13 protein-coding genes are annotated in these 20,524 nt (G+C 32.6%); 8 read left to right on the top strand and 5 right to left on the bottom strand.

Going from position 1 to position 20,524, the window contains the following annotated elements; genetic code table 11:
• Positions 1-53 precede the first annotated feature (53 nt).
• Positions 54-1,208, top strand: coding sequence for a hypothetical protein (locus tag PXC01_RS05910; RefSeq protein WP_276471404.1), 1,155 nt, complete (start codon positions 54-56; stop codon positions 1,206-1,208).
• Positions 1,209-1,228: 20 nt separating this feature from the next.
• Complete coding sequence (locus PXC01_RS05915) at positions 1,229-2,062, top strand: glycosyltransferase (protein ID WP_276471405.1); 834 nt, start codon at positions 1,229-1,231, stop codon at positions 2,060-2,062.
• A gap of 9 nt (positions 2,063-2,071) precedes the next feature.
• Here PXC01_RS05915 and PXC01_RS05920 read toward each other — a convergent pair whose 3' ends face one another.
• Positions 2,072-2,917, bottom strand: coding sequence for a hypothetical protein (locus tag PXC01_RS05920; RefSeq protein ID WP_276471406.1), 846 nt, complete (start codon positions 2,915-2,917; stop codon positions 2,072-2,074).
• Between the two features lie 182 nt (positions 2,918-3,099).
• Here PXC01_RS05920 and PXC01_RS05925 point away from each other — a divergent pair, with 182 nt between their 5' ends.
• The 4 genes from PXC01_RS05925 to PXC01_RS05940 all read left to right on the top strand — a co-directional run bounded on the left by PXC01_RS05925 (position 3,100) and on the right by PXC01_RS05940 (position 10,483).
• Positions 3,100-4,374: a glycoside hydrolase 5 family protein gene (locus tag PXC01_RS05925; protein WP_276471407.1), complete on the top strand. Its 1,275-nt coding sequence runs from the start codon at positions 3,100-3,102 to the stop codon at positions 4,372-4,374.
• Positions 4,374-8,165 carry a glycosyltransferase gene (locus tag PXC01_RS05930; RefSeq protein WP_276471408.1) on the top strand — a complete coding sequence of 1,264 codons (3,792 nt, stop codon included), beginning with the start codon at positions 4,374-4,376 and terminating at the stop codon, positions 8,163-8,165. Before PXC01_RS05925 ends, PXC01_RS05930 begins: the two co-directional genes overlap by 1 nt.
• A 129-nt stretch (positions 8,166-8,294) precedes the next feature.
• A complete protein-coding gene (locus PXC01_RS05935; RefSeq protein WP_276471409.1) occupies positions 8,295-9,389 on the top strand; it encodes a hypothetical protein in 1,095 nt (364 codons plus the stop codon).
• 221 nt (positions 9,390-9,610) lie between these two features.
• Complete coding sequence (locus PXC01_RS05940; RefSeq protein ID WP_276471410.1) at positions 9,611-10,483, top strand: DUF808 domain-containing protein; 873 nt, start codon at positions 9,611-9,613, stop codon at positions 10,481-10,483.
• A gap of 14 nt (positions 10,484-10,497) precedes the next feature.
• On the opposite strand, the gene PXC01_RS05945 is transcribed toward PXC01_RS05940, so the two are convergent.
• From PXC01_RS05945 to gmd, 3 genes are all read right to left on the bottom strand, one after another.
• Positions 10,498-11,844 (bottom strand): undecaprenyl-phosphate glucose phosphotransferase, encoded by a 1,347-nt coding sequence (locus PXC01_RS05945; protein ID WP_276471411.1) that lies wholly within the window; start codon positions 11,842-11,844, stop codon positions 10,498-10,500.
• 124 nt (positions 11,845-11,968) lie between these two features.
• Positions 11,969-13,060, bottom strand: a complete 1,092-nt coding sequence (locus tag PXC01_RS05950; RefSeq protein ID WP_276471412.1) for a GDP-L-fucose synthase family protein — start codon at positions 13,058-13,060, stop codon at positions 11,969-11,971.
• A 39-nt stretch (positions 13,061-13,099) separates the two neighbouring features.
• The gene (gmd, locus tag PXC01_RS05955; protein ID WP_276471413.1) at positions 13,100-14,212 is read right to left on the bottom strand and encodes a GDP-mannose 4,6-dehydratase; all 1,113 of its coding nucleotides are present in this window, start codon (positions 14,210-14,212) and stop codon (positions 13,100-13,102) included.
• Positions 14,213-14,763: 551 nt separating this feature from the next.
• On the opposite strand from gmd, the gene PXC01_RS05960 reads away from it, so the two are divergent.
• Together PXC01_RS05960 and PXC01_RS05965 are read left to right on the top strand one after the other, a co-directional pair.
• Positions 14,764-15,111: a hypothetical protein gene (locus PXC01_RS05960; RefSeq protein ID WP_276471414.1), complete on the top strand. Its 348-nt coding sequence runs from the start codon at positions 14,764-14,766 to the stop codon at positions 15,109-15,111.
• 434 nt (positions 15,112-15,545) lie between these two features.
• The gene (locus PXC01_RS05965) at positions 15,546-19,502 is read left to right on the top strand and encodes a non-ribosomal peptide synthetase (RefSeq protein ID WP_276471415.1); all 3,957 of its coding nucleotides are present in this window, start codon (positions 15,546-15,548) and stop codon (positions 19,500-19,502) included.
• A gap of 2 nt (positions 19,503-19,504) precedes the next feature.
• Here PXC01_RS05965 and PXC01_RS05970 read toward each other — a convergent pair whose 3' ends face one another.
• Positions 19,505-20,386 carry a class I SAM-dependent methyltransferase gene (locus tag PXC01_RS05970; RefSeq protein ID WP_276471416.1) on the bottom strand — a complete coding sequence of 294 codons (882 nt, stop codon included), beginning with the start codon at positions 20,384-20,386 and terminating at the stop codon, positions 19,505-19,507.
• Between the last annotated feature and the right edge of the window lie 138 nt (positions 20,387-20,524).

The following is a 20,524-nucleotide window of genomic DNA, read 5'->3' on the forward strand; positions in this document are numbered from 1 at the left end:
TTATATTTCAATAAACGCTAAACTTCATAAATAAGGACTATATAATTAGGGTGATGGAAGAACCGGTTAACATTAAACTTATAGATTTCTTAACCAACTATGATGCTGAATCTGAAACGTTTGGTGGGTATTATGACATAGCAACAGTTAATAATAAGGGTCAGGTTCTTTCCCATTTAAGTTCTATCGCGTCCGTTAATTTGCCATCAGATACTGTACCGGTAGATATCTTGATTACAGATTTATACCATGGTACAACAAAGAAAATAGCACAGTCAAAAGCGTATAATTGGCAACAAGGCACGCGGTTACAATGGTTAAATGAAGAGCTATTTGTTTTTAATGATTTTGATGAAGATTTAATAAAGTACGGATCTAAAGTGTTTTCCACGAAAGAGAATTCATTGATTAAAGTTTTTGATTATCCCGTACAGGCAATCTACAAAGACCAGTATTTTCTCTCTATAAATTATCAACGTTTATTGGCCATGCGACCAGACTATGTTTACCGCAGCTTACCACCATTACAGCAGTCTGAATTAAAGAGTCTTAAGGATGACGGTATTTGGAAAATAGATTATGCTACGGGCAATACAACAATGTTACACATTATAGAAGATGTAGTAAATGTAGATATAAAAGATATTTTTAAAGATTGTACCCATAAATTGAACCATGTGATTATACAACCAGATGGAAAAGGATTTATGTTTATTCATCGCTATTTTCAAGGTAAAAGAAGATTTGATAGATTAATGTATTCAGATTTTGAAACTATTAAAGTTTTAATTGATGAAGAATATGTAAGCCATTGTTATTGGCTAGATAATGAGACTATTTTAGGCTATTTAAAAGCCAATGGAGAAAATGGATATTATTATTTGGGACTAGATGGAGTTGCAACGTTATGTCCAGAAATGACAGCATTGCAATTAGGTGACGGTCATCCAAGTAGTTTTGGGGATTGGATAGTTTTTGATTCCTATCCTGACAAAAGTAGAATGCAGAAACTATATCTTTTTCATAGAAAAACAAAACAATTACATTGTTTGGCTGAATTGTTTCAAAGTACAAAATACAAGAATGAAACACGTTGCGATTTGCACCCTAGGTTTTCTACTAGTGGAGAATATATAAGTTTTGATACTGTTTATCAAGGTAAAAGAAGACAACATGTAATTGATATTAAATCAATTTTATCACTATAATTTTTTAAGAAATACAATAAATGACTGAACGTTCCCTCTCGGTAATCATGTCTGTTTACTATAAAGAAAAACCGGCATATCTAGAACTTGCTTTAGATAGTATATGGACGCTACAAACTTTAAAACCTACACAAATTATCCTCATTGAGGATGGAGAATTAACTGATGAGTTAAATGTCATTATTGAAAAATGGAAGCAAGTTTTACAGGATATCTTATTGATTCATAAAAATAAGACCAACGTAGGCTTAACAAAATCTTTGAATATTGGTATCAATCACGCTACGGGTCAATATATTGCTCGTATGGATAGTGACGACGTGTCCGTTTCTGGTCGGTTTATTAAGCAAGTTGAATATTTAGAAAAACACAAAGATTATTCAGTGGTTGGCTCCTTGGCACAAGAGATAGATGAAGATGGTAACTATACCAATATTAGGACATATCCAATAACAGATGAAGAAGTCAGAAATTATATATGTAAAGCCTGCCCCTTGCAACATGCCGGCGTTATGTTTAAAAGGGAAATTTTTGATAATGGTATACGGTATAACGAAGATTACAGATTAACTCAGGATTTGGCGCTTTGGTTTACAATCTTGTCTATGGGTTATAAAATAGGTAATATCCCTGAGTGTTTAATTCAATTTAGAATAACGCAAGATTCCTTTATATCAAGAGATAAATCTAAAGGGCTTCATGAATTTAAGATTTATATGAAAGGTATATTGCAATTAAAAGGTGTAACCTGGCGCTATGTGTATCCATTAAGTAGAATAATAATGAGATATATGCCACCCAGACTTATCAAGATAATTTACAATAGTCCATTAAGAAAATTAATATTAAAGTAATTATATCTGCTAATTGCTATTTGCATTTTCATTAATACCAATACCTCCACTAGAAATTATCTTATTAGTGTCTGTTGCATCTAAAATTTGAATTTGTCCATTAAGGTTTAAAAGTTCAGAATAGGAAATGGTCGTATTATTCAGTTCTTTTATCTCGTTAAAACTATATCCATTAAGTTCACTTGTAATAGAATTTAAATTATAGGTTTCTACCTCAGGCGAAATATTTTCCCGCAAAATATGTAAAGAACTGGGTAATTCTGTATTTTGATTGATGTCAAATACATTTATGGTCAGTGATGTTGTGCCTTTTTTTCTTTCTTCGAATAATGCAAGTCCGTTTATTGCACCTTCAGGTGAAAATAAGTTATACGTTATGCTATTACCAGTTCGTTCATTGGGTCCAAGATCGGCATAAGCAACTAATACGCCAGTAGAACTATCCTCAATTGCTAAATAGCCGTCAAATTCAGAAAGCTCATTGTATGAAATAATCGTTCCATTTGCCAGCTTAGAAATTGTAGTAGAGCTTTTACCATTTTCACCTTGTATTTCATTTAGTTCTAATGCGATGCCTCCACCTATATTAGCAGTGTTTCTACGTAACCGAACTGGGTTGTCAATACCTTTGAAAGTATTATTCAATTGTACTAAAATTGTAGTGGAACCATTGGTGTTTTCTGCAAAATTTATGGTTCCGTTTAAATCAGAGAAATTCGTATTTAAAACGTTATATTCTTTGTTTTTGCCAGTTGGCGTAGCTGGCGGGTCGTCATCTTTACTACAATTTAATAGAGAAAATGTGAGCAATATCAACAACAAGTGCCTTTTAAAAAAAATGTTCTTTTTGGTCATTTATATTTATTTTTAAGATTGAAATTAATGAAATAAATAGTCTTATAATCAACAATTTTTCAATTTATCCATTAAATAATGGATTTTATCGTTATTCGTTTTAAATATTAAATTTGGCATTAGCTTTATTATTATATTTATATTTCTCCCCCACCCTTTTTATTTACAGCTAAATTTAATTCATGCCGCATAATAATTTTGGTATAATAATATTGATATCCATATTGCTTATAGCTTGCTCGGATACTAAAGATTTTTCCAATAATAAAGTTAGTGTTTTAAAAACAACAGAAGGTTATCGGATATTCCGTAATGGAAAACCTTTTTTAATAAAAGGTGCTTCTGGTGGTTACTATTTTGAAGAACTTAAATCAGCAGGTGCTAATACCGTTCGCCTTTATGATACCTTAGATCTTAAACAAAAGTTAGATTTGGCAGATAGCCTTGGTCTTGCAGTAATAGTTGATATTCCGTTACAAATTAAGAACATGAATTATATAGATCCAGATGCTATTGTCTGGATTAGTGAATTTGTCAATACGTATAAAGATCATCCTGCTTTGCTAAGTTGGTTGTTAGGTAATGAAGTCTATTTCCCTCAAATTTTGTCTAATGGTGTTACTATAAAATTTAACGCAATATTAGACGAAATTCATCGAATTGATCCAAATCATCCTGTTAGTACTGCTGTGTCAACTGGTGCGGTCAAAGAAATATTAGCAATAAAAATGAAAAGCCCCAACATTGACTTTATCTCCATTAATGTTTTTGGGCGTATTAATGATTTTGATAATGTAAAACGATTATTATTTTTATGGCAAGGACCGTATTTGCTTTCTGAATGGGGTAATAATGGACCCTGGGAATCAAATGCTACAACTTGGCAAGCGCCTTTAGAGCATACAAGTACCAAAAAGGGAGAAGAATTCAGAAATCGTTACATAAATGTGATAGATAAAATAGATGATGGTCGTTTTCTAGGCAGTTTGGCATTTTATTGGGGGCAAAAACAAGAGACTACGCATACTTGGTTTAGTCTGTTTGATGAACAGGGTTTAAAAACGCAAGTCGTCCATGAACTAAAAAACGTTTGGAGTGACAAAAAGGATAGCTATAAAGGACCAGAAATTAAAAAAATTTTACTGAATGATAAAGAAGGTTGGCACAATATGGTTTTTACACCCAATGAAATTATAAAAGGAAAAATTTTTTTAGGTAATGTGGGAAGTGACTATGAATTTCAATGGCAAATTTTACCTGAGAAATGGGGTAGGTCATCTTATGATGAGGTCATTTACAATCAAGATGAATTGATTGTAAATGAAGATGAAAATAGTGTTTTATTTAAATGCCCAGAAATTAAAGGACCTTACCGTTTGTATTACAAAATCACCAATGAAACAGGCTATTTTGCCACTGCAAATATTCCGTTTTATAGTATGAATAAAATTAATTAATGGATAAAAAACCAATGAAGGCTCCATCTAAAATAGAACTTAAAGTTCTCAGGTTTATGATTTTAGTTGGTGTATTTAGTCTAGTTCAATTCTTCTATTATTTCCTGCAGCCAGCATATAGAGGAGCAACATTTTTGTACGTATTACTATGTATCGTACTTGCCTATGGTGCGTTAAGAAATTTATATTTATGGTATCATTACTACGCTATCTCTATACCTGTAAAACCAGAAAGCTATAAAAAGTATACAGTTGATATATTGACTACATATTTTCCTGGCGAACCATATGAGATGATATGTGGTACTCTAAAAGCAATTCAAAAGATTACTTATCCTCATACCACTTATTTATGTGATGAAGCAAATGATCCTTATTTAATTGATTTTTGTAATAAGAATGGAATTGTACATGTAACCAGAAATCATAGAACAGATGCCAAGGCCGGTAATATTAATAACGCCCTAAAAATTGCCACAGGTGAAATTGCATTAATTCTAGATCCAGACCATATTCCCAAACCAAATTTTTTAGATGAAGTTATTCCTTATTTTGAGGATGAAAAAATTGGATACGTACAAGTCGTTCAGGCATATTACAATAAGGTACATTCTTTGGTTGCAAGAGGTGCAGCGGAACAAACATTTCATTTTTATGGACCCATGATGATGTCTATGAACTCCTATGGTACGGTAAACGCTATTGGTGCAAATTGTACTTTTAGACGATCGGCTCTTGATAGTATAGGTGGTCATGCTCCCGGTCTTGCCGAAGATATGCATACTTCTATGCTTTTACATGCAAAAGGGTGGAAATCTGTTTATGTTCCAGAATTGGTAGCTACTGGAATGGCACCATTGGATTTGACTTCATATTTTAAACAACAATTGAAATGGTCAAGAGGCGTTTTTGAACTTTTATATGTAGTGTATCCAAAAATTTTTAAGAAGTTGACTATCAGACAAAAATTACATTATGCATTACTACCAATGCATTATTTAATAGGTTTTATTTATTTGATAAGTTTTGCTATTCCTATAACTTCTTTATTTACTTCTTCAATGCCTTGGACGGGTAATTTTTTGAAATTCATAGCTATAAGTATCCCATTATTTGTTAGTAATTTATGTATTAGAGTTTACGTTCAAAAATGGGTCATAGAGCGCAGTGAGCGTGGTTTTCACGTTATAGGTGGTGTTTTGCAGATTGTTACATGGTGGATATTTATACTAGGGGTGGTGTATACATTTATTCGTAAAAAAGTGCCATACCTGCCTACTCCAAAAGATGAGGAAGGTACAAATTATAAAATAATTATTCCTAATATGGTGATTGCAGTATTATCAATGACCGCCATTATTTATGGGTTACAAACCAATATTACACCTTTTTCAATTTGTATGATGGGTTTTGCTTTTTTGAATATATTATTTATGCTATTTAGTTTATACTTAGCATCAAGAATTACTAATAAAAATGAGATTTTACGTAATTCATTAAAACGAGATGTTATTGATTTCCTTAAAATCATTAAAGGAAAAATTATAGATGGTTCTGATTATGTTTTTAGGTTCACCCGAATAATTGCGCTTCCACTGGTATGTTTTGCTGTTTTTATTTCATTGTATGCTGTAAACTCATTAGAAGAGAAACAATGGAATGCTATTAAACCAGAACCAGTGGAAATAGAAGAATACCTGTATAAAGGAATTTTTTATCCTTCTCAAAATAATGGACTTTCAAATCTTGATTTAATAGATAATGTTGAGATTAAAAACAACGTGAATTTTGATATGGTATCTTTTTATATACCATGGGGAGACACTTTAAATTCTTCTTTAGACAATAAATATTTAGAAAAAATTTTGCTTAATAATGCTACGCCGCTTATAACTTGGGAGCCATGGTTGACAAATTTTTCATTTTCAGATTCCATAATAAACACTAAGAATAGAGGTCAACAATTAAATTTAATTAGAAAAGGGCATTTTGATAAATATATTAAACAGTTCGCAATTTCATTAAGAGAGATAAAACACCCCGTGTTTTTGCGTTTTGCTCATGAATTTGACAACCCTGGTTATCCTTGGTACAACGAAAACAAAACAGCTGCGAGCGATTTTGTTAAAACTTGGCGGTACATATATGATATATTCTCTAAAGAACATGTTGACAATGTTAAGTGGGTGTGGAATCCATGGAAATCTAATAAAATCGAAGAATTCTATCCTGGTGATGCTTATGTAGATTGGTTGGGTGTGGATATTTTGAATTATGGAAGCCTGAACGAAGATGGAGTTTCCTATAGTTTTTCAGAATTATATGCACCTTATAAAAATGTATTTACAAAAATTACCGACAAGCCAATTCTTATAGCCGAACTTGGAAGTTTAAAAATGGGTAGTAATCAAAAAATATGGCTTAAAAATGCTTCTGAAAGTATTATAACAGAACATAGGGAAATTAGAGGTGCGGTATTTTTTAATAGTTCATTGGACTATAATATTCCGGTCCAAAATAATAATGATTCTATTAAATATTTAGACTGGACTTTCAATACCCCAAAATTTAAAAATATTTCATTGTTTGAGAAAACGATAAATAGCAAATTTGTAGTACCTGATAGTTTAATTAGATTCAAAGGGGAATGGCAAGGAAAAAGTTTAAGTACAAATCTTAGAGGAGTTAATTACAATAAGGCTGAAAATTGGTTCTCTAACAATTATGTTGCAGACAAAAACGAACTTATTAAAGATTTTAGATTAATGCGTCAAGCAGGTATCAATACTCTTAAATACAACCAATCGGTAATTTATGATTTTAATGTATTAAAATATGCAGAGGGAGAACAACTAGATGTTATATATTCTTTTTGGATACCATCTGATTTGGATTTTATCAAAGATAGTTTGCGCTTAAATAAGTTGGAGGAAAAAGTAATTAATGCATTACTTAAATATAAAAATCAAAGTAATATTATTGGTTATAATTTTTCAAATGATATTTGGCAAGAATTATCAAAACGATATCAATTAGACGCCTTAGACCATCAACGATATTTATACCATATTTGGTTTTCTGATTTACTGGAGAAAGTAAAAAAAGTTGAGCCTAAAAGAATGATTACAAAAGATGTTTTTATTTCTCAATCTTCGGAAATGGAATTGCGAGCCATGGAAAAATTTAATTTTAAACTAGATGGTTATAGTGCGGTTGTGCAGGAAGTTTATTGGTTTAAAGATTTTTCAAATTATTGTGATGAGCATGATAAAAATTATTTAGTCGGTGATATTACGGTAAGTGATTATGAGCATATTAAAAACAATTTGATTGATAAGTCTGTCTTTTTGTCTAATTGGCAAAATCGTTGGGAAAGCCACGTGGTTTCTTTTGATGGTTTGTTAGATTTTAATGGTCAGAAGAAATTGGATTATGTAAAAATTGAAAATGCTTGGAAAGAAAGACAATATAAATTGGTTTTTGAAGATTTTAAGATCTTAAAACCTGCAGTACCCTTGGTTACTGATTTAGAAGTAACGTATTATGCCCTTTTCTGGTCTAATGGTGAATGGAAATATTTTAATGAACAAGAAGATTCTATTTTAGAGTGGGCTCTAGTTAAAACCGATAATAATGGGAATTACTTAGCTTTGAAAAAATTAGGCGGTGGTGCTAAAATTTCTTTTCTAGTTCCAGAAAATTACCAGAATTATCAACTTGTATTAACTTGGTCTAAAGGGGGTATTTCAAAGACTACAAAGGAAGATTTAAATTTGCATTTGAATTTCTAGATTTTTTTATAATCGTATGTACATTAGTTTTTTAAACTAAATAGCCCAATTATACTGCAGATAAACGAATAAAATATTTTTTTGGTTGATTAATTATTAATTTGCAAGGTTTTAAAAAACTTGTTGATAATGATTGCCAGAGTTTTACAAAGTTCCCTAAGCATACTGATTTTTTGCTGTTTTATTTCTATAGGTCGTGCTCAAATTAAAATTGGAGATAGTCCGTCTATTATTAATAATTCTTCTTTATTGGAATTAGAAAGTACCGGTAAGGTATTAGTAATTACGCGAGTTAGTAATGAGGAAATGATGGCTATAACTCCTTTAACAGGAGGTATGGTTTATAATAGTGATGAAAATTGTATATTTTATTTTAATGGAGCTAATTGGGTTAATTTGTGTAATGCAACTAATTTAGAAGAATTTAATGAAACGATAACTTCTCTTATAAGTAATGCAGATGGTACTTTTACTTATACAAATGAGGAAGGCACGCAAACAATATTACCAGTTAAAGAAAGTTCGTTAGTTAACAATAATGACGGTACTTATAGTTTTACTAGGGTTGGTGAAAACCCTGTTATTTTTAATGGTGCTCCTGAAACTACATCCACTTTAATTGATAATTTAGATGGTTCTTATACTTATACAAATGAATTAGGTGAAGAAACGTTAGTATCCTTAAATAGTACTGAAGAGACCACGTCTACTTTAGAAGAAAACCAGGATGGCTCGTATACTTATACTAATGAAGAAGGGCAAGAGACAATTATTAATTTATCTAATTCAAACAATATGGTTTTAGGTGAAACTGGCTCTATTTTTTTTGCTGGTTCTGATGGAGTGCTTACAGAAAATAACAATAATTTATTTTGGGATAATGTTAATAATAATTTGGGAGTCAATAATTCAACACCAAATTCTACTTTAAGTGTCGGAGGTTCAATCGCAACTCAAGTAAGTTTTATTTCTGGGGCGGATCTTGGAGTCAATGAAACTAATCATACAATTTTTATTGGCGGAACGGGTAGTAGTAGATTGTTTTTGCCTTTAGCCAGTGCAGTTGTTGGTAGGATGTATATCATCAAAAAAAAACCAAGTGTAGAACTAACTATAGTTGCAAGTTATTTAGATTCAGATAATGTTAATCGTCAACTAGTTCCTGCTGGAGTTAACGTGTTGTGGTTGCAGAGTAATGGTTTTATTTGGGAGCAAGTGAATTAGGTTATGTGATAATTGTTCTTTTATCAGGTTAGGATTTTTCAAAAGTCCTTAATCTATAATAATTTTTCTATCATGTATATAATGGTGGATTTCAATTATAAATTAAAATTCTTAAACAATCTATAGTTTTTATTTGAACAGATTATTAATGGTTATCTTTTTTACGAATAGAATTCCCATAAACCGTTTGGTTAATTTATTTTTGACCAAAATTAAAATACATGGCTTCAGGTTTTTTTGCAATTTTAGATGATGTAGCGGCGCTTTTAGATGATGTAGCGGCAATGAGTAAAATAGCCACTAAGAAGACAGCTGGTATTCTAGGTGACGATTTAGCCGTTAATGCAGAAAAAGCATCAGGATTCGTCTCTAAAAGGGAATTACCGGTATTGTGGGCAATCTCTAAAGGTTCCTTATTAAATAAAATCATTATACTGCCTATTGCATTTTTGCTAAGTGCCTTTCTACCTTGGGCGGTTACGGTAGTTTTAATACTTGGGGGCATCTATCTTGCTTTTGAAGGTGCCGAAAAAATATATGAATTCTTCGTGCCGCACGAAGACGAACATATTTCTGCAGATACAGAACCAATGACCAAAGATGAAATCCTGGAATTGGAAAAAACCAAAGTAAAGTCTGCTATAGTAACAGATTTTATATTATCCATTGAAATAGTCATAATTGCTTTAGGCGCAGTAATTAATGAGCCATTGGTGACCCAAATAGCCGTGGTATCCGTAGTGGCATTGATTGCAACGGTAGGGGTTTATGGTATTGTAGCGTTAATTGTAAGAATGGATGAATTTGGTACCAGACTTATAAACTTAAATGACAAAGAAAATAGTATTTCTGATATTATTGGTAGGTTCTTTGTTAACGCACTTCCAAAGGTTATAAAAGCATTATCGGTAATAGGGACTTTGGCGCTTCTATTGGTTTCCGGAGGAATATTTGTACATAACATTGATTTTTTACATCATTTGCTCCCAAATGTACCTGGTATAATCGTAGAGTTTATTGTTGGTCTCTTGGTAGGGATAATGGCCTTATTATTTTTTAAGGGCTTTAAAATGCTATTTAAAAAGAAAGATTAGGCAGTTCATTCAGCTTAATATGCTTTTTCTTCTCCTTTAATTGCGTTAAATATGGTCTTGTAGACGATTTTGACGTCTAATGCTAGTGACCATTTTTCCATGTAAAAAATATCGTAACGTACTCTGTTGACGATATCGGATCGATCAAGAATCTCTCCTCTGCAGCCTTGTATTTGTGCTAGACCTGTAATGCCAGGTTTAATAAAATGTCTTACCAAATAGCGGTCTACTGAATTTTCATATTCTTGGGTATGCACTACCATGTGTGGTCTTGGTCCTACAACACTCATATCTCCAATCAATACATTGAAAAATTGCGGTAGTTCATCTATACTTGTTTTTCTTAAAATCTTACCTAGCCTTGTTACCCTTGCATCGTTTTTAGTTGCCATTTTGGTATCACTGGTTTTACTTTTGGTCATAGACCTAAATTTGTAACACCAGAAAATTTGTCTGTTTACACCATGCCGTTTTTGTTTAAAAAATAAAGGTCCCTTAGAATCTATTTTCATCAATACAAATACAATTGGTGTTAGCCATGATAAGATAAACAGTATGACCATACTTGAAAATACAATATCAAAAATACGTTTTACCAAATTGGAATAATCTAGGTCTAATGGCGAAGCTCTTAAATTAAGAATGGGCACCGCTCCATATAATTCAATAGACATGGTGTTGGAAAACAGCTCTTTATTATCGGGAATAATCTTAATTCTCTTAAAACTATTATCGGCAATTTTCATTAAATACTGTATTTCTGACTTGGATAATTTTGAAGCCATACAATACACCTCTTCTACATTATTTTCAAAAATGTAATTGAAAGAGCTCTTAATATCCCCCAGGCATGAGTTGTTATCAGATTTGACATTGTCAAAATAGCCCATGTAAGAGTATCCATATTCCGGATTATCAAATATGCGTTTCAGCTTGGGTAAGTTTTTATCCCTGCCAATTACAACAACTCTGGTACTGTTGTATCCTCTTTTTCTATATATGTTTCTAGCTAAATAGAACAAACCTCTAAAAAGGGTGAGCAATGCACAAATTTGTAAATAAGCAAGAAATAGGTAACCGGTGGAATAAGAGTAAATACCAAAAAAAACGAATGAGGTAAAATAGACCAAACCGTAAATAACAAAAAGTTTTAAGAAACTCTTTAAGTTGGTCATAAAACCATCGCGTCTTGCAGTAGGGTAAAAATGCAAACTGTACGTAGTTATAAGCCATGCCACATTATAGTATAGTATGCTGAAAACATTTAGGTATGTCTCAGGTGTATATACGTATATTGTAACGTTGATAATCAAAATATGGACTATCAACGACAATGGTATTATGAATAAAGATTTCTTCATTTAGCTTTTAGAAATGGTTGGTAAACGAGCTAAAAATAGGTTGGTACATTTAGCCAATAGCTGATAGGCAACTATTGGCTAATTGTAAATTTGGGGATAAATGGAAATCTGATATTTATATAACTTAATTCTTTTTAGTGTACCAAGAGTAAACTTGTTGAACACCTTGTTCCAATGATACGGTATGTTTCCAGCCAAGGTCATGTAATTTACTTGGGTCTGTCAATTTTTTCAATGTACCGTCTGGTTTATCGGTGTTGAAATACAATTCACCTTTAAAATCTATGGATTTTTGTATTAACTGCGCCAAGTCTTTTATTGAAATATCAATACCCGTTCCAATGTTGATATGGGTGTTTCTTATTTCTTTGTTACTTGATGAATAACAGTCTTTAAAATCTCTTTGTTCCATTAGAAATACACAGGCGTCGGCCATGTCTTCGCTCCATAAGAATTCTCTCATAGGGTTACCGGTGCCCCAAATTTCTAAATGAATGCTGCCATCCTTCTCTTTAATACCGTATTTATCTAAAACGGATAAAATTTCATCTTTGGAAGAACTTCCGTTTACGCCTTCAATAGGTAAAGCGTTCAAATCTGAAAATATGGCATCCCAGTCATTATTCTCCAATGCTTTCCCTAAATGCATTTTTCTGATCAATGCAGGTAAAACATGTGATTTTTCTAAATCGAAATTATCATTAGGACCGTACAAGTTGGTCGGCATAACAGAAATAAAGTTTGTGCCATATTGCAAATTGTAGCTTTCACACATTTTAATACCTGCTATTTTAGCAATAGCGTAAGGTTCGTTGGTATATTCTAGCGTATCGGTCAATAAATAGTCCTCTTTCATTGGCTGAGGACAGTTTTTTGGATAGATACATGTGCTGCCTAAAAAGAGTAACTTCTTAACTCCATGAAGGTAGCTTTGGTGAATTACATTGTTTTGAATCATAAGATTCTCATAAATGAAATCTGCCCTGTACGTATTATTGGCAACTATACCACCAACTTTGGCAGCGGCCAGTATAACATATGCCGGTTTCTCGGTTTCAAAGAACTCTGCCACTTTTGTAGCATCGGTCAAATCTAATTCTTTATGTGTTTTAAAAATTAGATTTGAATATCCTTTACTTTCAAGATTCTTAACAATTGCACTACCTACAAGACCTCTGTGACCTGCGATATATATTTTAGCTTCTTTATTTAACATTTGGTATATTTTACCTACTAATTAGATATTATAGAAATTTTACTCAAAATAATTGAAGGTAACATAACCGCCTTCTTTCAGATATTGATCCTTTTTCATTAGCTTAAGATCGTTTGTCATCATATCCTTTACTAATCCTTGTAAATCATATTCAGGAATCCAACCTAACTTCGTATTTGCCTTAGTGGCATCACCAATTAACAATTCAACCTCTGTTGGTCTAAAGTATTTAGGATCTACAGAAAGAATTTCTTTTCCTATTTCTATTTGGATTTCTGGATTTGAACATGATTTTACAAAACCTTTTTCGTCAATACCTTCTCCTTTAAATTCAATTTCAACTCCCATTTCTGCAAATGCCATTCTTACGAATTCACGAACGGGCGTAGTTTTACCGGTAGCAATAACCCAATCTTCTGGCTCTTCTGCTTGAAGAATCATCCACATCATTCTTACATAATCTTTGGCATGGCCCCAATCTCTTTGTGCATCTAAATTACCAAGGTACATTTTGTCCTGTAAACCTAAACCTATTCTTGCAGCAGCTCTTGTAATTTTTCTGGTTACAAAAGTTTCTCCTCTAATAGGTGATTCATGATTAAAAAGAATACCGTTACAGGCATACATGTTATATGCTTCTCTATAGTTTACGGTAATCCAATATGCGTACATTTTTGCAACTGCATAAGGACTACGTGGGTAGAACGGAGTGGTTTCTGATTGCGGTACTTCTTGTACTTTACCGTATAATTCTGATGTTGATGCTTGGTAAATACGTGTTTTTTCGGTCAAACCTAACAAACGAACGGCATCCAATATTCTTAATGTACCTAAACCATCGGCATTACCTGTATACTCTGGTACTTCAAATGATACTTGAACGTGGCTCATGGCCGCTAAATTATAAATCTCATCTGGTTGAATTTCTTGTATCAATCTAATTAGATTAGTACTATCTGTCATATCACCATAGTGTAGTACAAAATTTCTGTGTTCAACATGAGGGTCTTGGTAAAGGTGATCAATTCTGTCCGTATTAAACAATGAAGCCCTTCTCTTAAGACCGTGTACTTGATACCCTTTTTTTAGTAAAAACTCACTCAAATAGGCGCCATCTTGACCCGTGACTCCTGTAATTAATGCTACTTTCATAGTAATAGAAAAATGGATTTATAAATGTTTTTTTAATTTAAAATCTTGATTGATATTATTATAAATGCTTAAAACTTCATAATAGTATAAACAATGCTTAAAAAATGAATAAATGGTCTTTGTTTTTTTTACCTATATATCATTTCTACCATTAACTAGATAACAAGTATTAAAGTATCGGAAGTTGTTAAGATTTAGATAGATATACACTATATCTTTTAAACTATGGTTAATGGTTGTGAGGCAAATTTAGGACATTATTTGTGTTTTGTATCTCAATACAAACAAACCTTAGGCCAATTAATGATTTATTCGTTAAACTGTTTTTCTTACCATTCTTGTTCAGTTTTCCTCAATAAAAATGGGCATTAAGGATGGTGCAGTGGTAGGTTTCTGTAACAATTATGGTATAAGGTCATTTTTGTTTAATAACTGTTGCCCATAATTTTTAAATTAACAGTTTGCATTGAATTTTGTTAAAATTTAGTAAAATTCATACAAAATGAGTGCGGTTATTAATATTTAGCTTATGTTTATTTAATCAAATAGTAATGAGCAATATTGTAAAGCAGAATTTGGTCATTATATTTGAATTTATAATTTTTATTGTTTTTCCCCGTTATTTTATCAACTTAAACCACCATACGATGATATCTAACATTTTAAATGGAAAGCTAACATCTCATTATCAGAAGAAAAAGTTAGTTTCTCTTGAAAATTACTACATGCACCTTAAGCCATATTTTAAGCTTAAGAAAAGTGCTAAAACTGCTAAAGCTGAAAGTGCTTTGGTCAGTAAAAGAACGAAGAGTGCAAATGCTAAAGATGCATTCAATTCTATTGAACAAAATCAAATATTGTATGCTAAAATTATGACCGAAAGGTTATTGAATGTTTAAGCGTTAAAATTTACTATTGATTTTAGTTTATAGGAGCGTATAGATTATTTAAATATTTTGATAACAATGCCCTTAGCCTTTAAAAGCTAAGGGCATTGTTATTTTTAAATAGCTACAGATTGTATATTTTGAGCTTTTATTAAATTCAGAACTGTAGATTTTTTTTAAGCGTAAAGAATAATTTATAGGTTCTAATATTTCCTTTTTTAAGACCAAACTTAGCAAACAACTCTTTTTATTTACACATTAGCGAATCTAAATTCTATTTCTATAGAATATAAATATATTTATCCCTGTAAATAAAGAATTTCGTAATTTCAATAGCGTAGTAATTAGCTTATCTAAGCTTTTGTTAATGTTTAAATGGTTTTCATAGCTTTTAAACGTACGAGACCCATATTCTTAAATGCATTAACCTATATTTTTAAATTATCTTGGAAGTACTAACACATTTTAATCCTTTTGAAGGACCAGAGCTAAAGCATATTTTGCACACTACTGATGCGCAAGAAGAAATTTGGTATTCTTGTTATTTTGGTGGCGATGATGCAAATAAGGCTTATAACCTGTCATTGACAATTGAGTTTGAAGGAGAACTTGATGTTTCTGCATTACAATGGTCCGTAGATATGTTAGTTAGTCGCCACGAATCGCTGAGATCGGTCTTTAGTCCAGATGGGAAGTTTATCAATGTTTTTTCATCTATCATCACCAATATTGACCTTCAGGATTTTTCTACATTACCAGCTATAGATAAAGCAGCGGCCATAGAAGAGTTTACAAAGTATGATACGGGCAAAGCTTTTGATTTGACCAAAGAACAGCTTATCCGATTTACGGTTCTAAAAACTGACAATTATAGATATCAACTAATAATGACAACTCATCATATTGTTTGTGATGGGTGGTCTTTAGGTATTATCATGCAAGAATTAGGGGCTCTTTATTCCGCAAGAGTTAAAAATGAACATCATAATCTCCCTGAAGCTGTTCCCTATACCGAGTATGTAACGCATCAAAATGAGGTTAAATCAAGTGCTGAATATGATCGCACAGAAAAGTATTGGTTAAACCTTTATCAAAATAACGTTCCCAAGACTAATCTTCCTATAGATTTTGAACAAATAAATAAGAGAACTTATAACGGTGCTCGTATCAATCAATTGTTAGATAAGAATATAGTGAAGGGTATTAAACAAACCGGTATAAAAGGTAATACCAGTTTGGTTCTAACGCTGATGGCCGCTTTTGAGCTATTGCTATATAAGACCACAAAAAAGGATAGTATTGTTTTGGGTTTACCGGTTGCAGGTCAGTCATCTATGGGTGCAAAGCATTTAGTTGGTCATTGTGTAAAGTTGCTACCAATGAAAGGCGAGTTGAATATAGACGACAGTTTTATAGATTATTTAAAGAAAAGAAAATCAGCTAATTTTGATGCCTTTGAAAATCAGGAATTGTCATTTGGTAGTTTATTAAAGAAACTAAATATTCCAAGAACACCAGGTAGAGTGCCATTGGTACCGGTAGTCTTTAATGTTGATATGGATTTGGACGATGGTGTTACTTTTGAAGGACTATCATACCAATATCATAGTAATGCACGTGAACATGAAACGTTTGAATTATTTTTAAATGCAACAGGTTCAAATGATAATATCATTCTTGAATGGTCTTATAATACGGACTTGTTCAAAGAAAGCACAATACTTGAAATGGGCGATTCTTTCAATGCTATTTTAAGTGAACTGATAGCACGCCCCAATGTTAAGTTGTCTGAAGTATTAAGTATTACAGATGAAAAAAGTATTTTAAACGGTACGGTATTAGATTATTCAAAAGCAACATTGCATGGCCTGTTATATGAACAAGCTACAAATACACCCACTGCAGTTGCACTAGAATTTAAAAACGAAAAAGTAACCTATGCAGCACTTCAGCGTAAAATTAACAGTACCGCTGTTTACTTATGGGAAAAAGGGATAAGACCTGGAGATACCGTTGCTATATCACTTGAAAGATCTCCAGATTTAATTGCCACCTTATTTGCTATATTACAATGTGGGGCACGATATGTGCCTATAGATACCGGCTACCCGGATAATCGTACTTTGTTAATGATTTCAGATGCAGAATCAACGTTCTTTATCTGTGATAGGTCAAAACAACGATTAGGGCATAATGCTACAACTATATTTATTAAAGATATAAGGTTAAAAGCTAATGAAACAAGTGATAGTGTATTAAATATTGAAGTTACCTCTGATGCCGCTGCGTATATCATTTATACGTCTGGGTCTACAGGAAAACCAAAGGGTGTTCAGGTTACGCATGATAATGTTGTAAACCTATTACATTCAATGGGTAAAGAGCCTGGCATTGGACCTGATGATAAAATATTTGCCACCACCACCATTTCTTTTGACGCTATGGTTATGGAGATTTTTTTACCTCTTGTTCACGGTGCAAGTGTTGTATTGGTAGATGAAGAAACCAGAAAGGATGGGCATCTTTTACTTAAAAAAGCAATAGATGATAACATAACCGTAATTTGGGGAACCCCTACCATCTGGCAAATTTTGTTGGACTCTGGTTGGAAAAACCCATTACATATAAAAGCACTTATTGGCGGTGAACCTGTGTCTAAACCTCTTTCGTTAAAACTATTGGAAAAGTGTGATGAAGTTTGGAATATATACGGTCCTACCGAAACAACGGTTTGCTGTATACTTACAAAAATTACGGAACAAGATGATCCTATAGCCATAGGGAAGCCTATAGCAAATACCGAAATCTATATTCTAGATTCAAACGGTATACCTGTGAGAAACGGCGAAGTTGGAGAGATTGCAATTGGCGGTAATGGTGTAACCAACGGATATTTAGGTCAGGCAGAACTTACAAATGAGCGTTTTGTAAACAACAGTTTTTCAACTGAAGCCACTGCCAAAATGTACTTGTCCGGAGATTTAGGTAAAATTTTGTCAAACGGACAAATTGAATGTTTAGGACGTAAAGATGGTCAAGTTAAGGTTCGCGGACATCGAATAGAATTGGGCGAGATCGAACATTCTTTGGGCAAATTGAAAGGAATACAATCTGTAGCTACAGATGTTAGAAACAATGCCTTAAAAGCATATGTGGTTTATGAAGGCAACGAATGGGACAAAGATGTTACGCTTTGGAAAAAGCAGTTAGCTGCCGATTTACCTGTTTTTATGTTGCCACATGAATATGTACAGTTAGAAAAACTACCTGTTACCCTTAATGGCAAATTAGATAGAAAAAGCCTGCCGGAAGACACAAATGTTGTGGTTGATAAGGTTGAAACTATTCAACCATTTACCAAAGCGGAAAAACTAGTTGCAGATGTTTGGAAGGAATGTTTGTTTTTGGACACGATTCATTTGAACGATGATTTTTTTGAACTAGGTGGGCATTCACTGATTGCTGCCAAAGTTATGACTAGGTTAGAAGAAAAATCCGGTCAGCGATTACCATTATCTTCCTTATTTGAATATTCTACTGTTAAAAGTCTGGCAAGTCTATTAAAAATAGAAGAGAACGTAGTTACTTGGGACTCTATGGTTCCTATACAACCTAAGGGTTCTAAAAAACCATTGTTCATTGTTCATGGATCAGGTTTAAATATATTGTCTTTTAAAACACTTAAAGACCATATGGATCCCGATCAACCTATTTATGGTTTTCAGGCTAAGGGTTTAGACGGTAAAGAAGAATTATTGCAATCGGTCCAAGAGATTGCCGCTCATTACAATGAGTCCATAATGGCAGTTCAACCTAAAGGGCCCTATTTATTGGCCGGGTACTCGTCTGGTGGTATTATAGCTTATGAAATGGCAAAGCAACTCATGGCAAAAGGTGAAAAGATTTCATCTTTGGCACTTTTAGATACTTATGCGTATGCTCATTATGGTAAAAGCACCACCCTAGGTAAAAAGTTGGCCTATGGTAATTACTTGGCAAATAAAACCTTACATGTTCTAAGGCAATTATCAAGTAGGGAAGGTTTTAAATATAGAATAGGAGTTACAAAAACTAACCTTAAGAAATTGTACTTAAAATTAAAGAAAGGTAAAACGGAGTCGTCTAAAACCGATTATGATTGGGAGTATGAAAGCCGAATTGTTGAGCATAACAAGGTTGTAGATAAATATCATTTAAAACCAATGTCTATTAAGGTCGACTTATTTAGAATTGAGGATGTTATTGATTATACGCATGATAGTGTACATCTTGGCTGGAAATCTTTTGCGGAAAAAGGTATAGATTTACATTACGTGCCAGGAGACCACTTGAGTATGTTTAGCCCACCTAATGACAAAGTTTTAGCAACATCGCTGCAGAAAGTTATTGATAACAACCAATAAACTTAATGCTGGGCCGTAACAGCTTTACGGTTAGATAATTCACTTGCAGTTATGGCACTGTAATTATCAGCGGCCATATACCTTAAGTAAAAATCTGTACCGCTATCTTTTGTGGTATTATGCCATAAATGAAAGCCTGCAGTTTTGAACAAGGCTTCATAGTTATGTGAAAATGAGCGCTCATAACCATAGGGCTGAGATGATTTGTTGGTCTGTAGGTCGTGATGTATACCGTTAGGTTCAATAGCTACAAATGTTGTTTTGCCCAGGTTGTTCAGTTTATTGAAAAAATCTAGAAGTTTTGGTTCCGTAAAATATTCCAGTACACCTCTAGAGGTTACAAATATCATATTTTCGGTAGCATGGGTATTTACCCAATCAAAAGCATCAGAGGCTATGAACTCTAGTTTTGTGTTAGATACATAAGTATTTTTGTTCATTGAAATTTGTTGTTGGCTTAGATCTATACCCACAAATCTTTCAATGTCCGGAAATTTTGTACTTAAATAATTTAATACTTTTCCATTGCCGCATCCTATTTCTACTATGGTATGAAAATTATGTTGCTCCATTGACAATTTAAGCTCCAATAAATCGAATAAAAAAGTGCATTCCGGTAGAAAAGATTTTTCAAAAGAATCATCGTTCTCAAGGAAATATTTGGCACCCTTTTTTTTCCAAAATGCTTTATGAAACTCTGAAAGTTGATTATAATTTTGTTCTTCTTCTGCTTTCTTTAAAAGAGATTTACGCATAAAAAGTTCAATGAAACTAATAGATTTTTTATCGGTAATTGTCATGCCATTGTTCGCCATTTTTTTAGCTTTCTTAGGCAGTAAGGCTAAGAGCAAATTCCCTATAAATATTACAATTCTATTTTTCATATTAAGTCAAAAATGTAATCGGTATACAATATTAAATATTTTGTCGAATACATTTTTAAAACCTTTCGGATAAATGTTATTATTTCTTAGGCCAATGGTCGAAGAAATATGTTGATGAACCCTATAATTATGCTCTTA

The sequence above is a fragment of the Maribacter huludaoensis genome (assembly GCF_029350945.1).
Lineage (GTDB): Bacteria > Bacteroidota > Bacteroidia > Flavobacteriales > Flavobacteriaceae > Maribacter > Maribacter huludaoensis.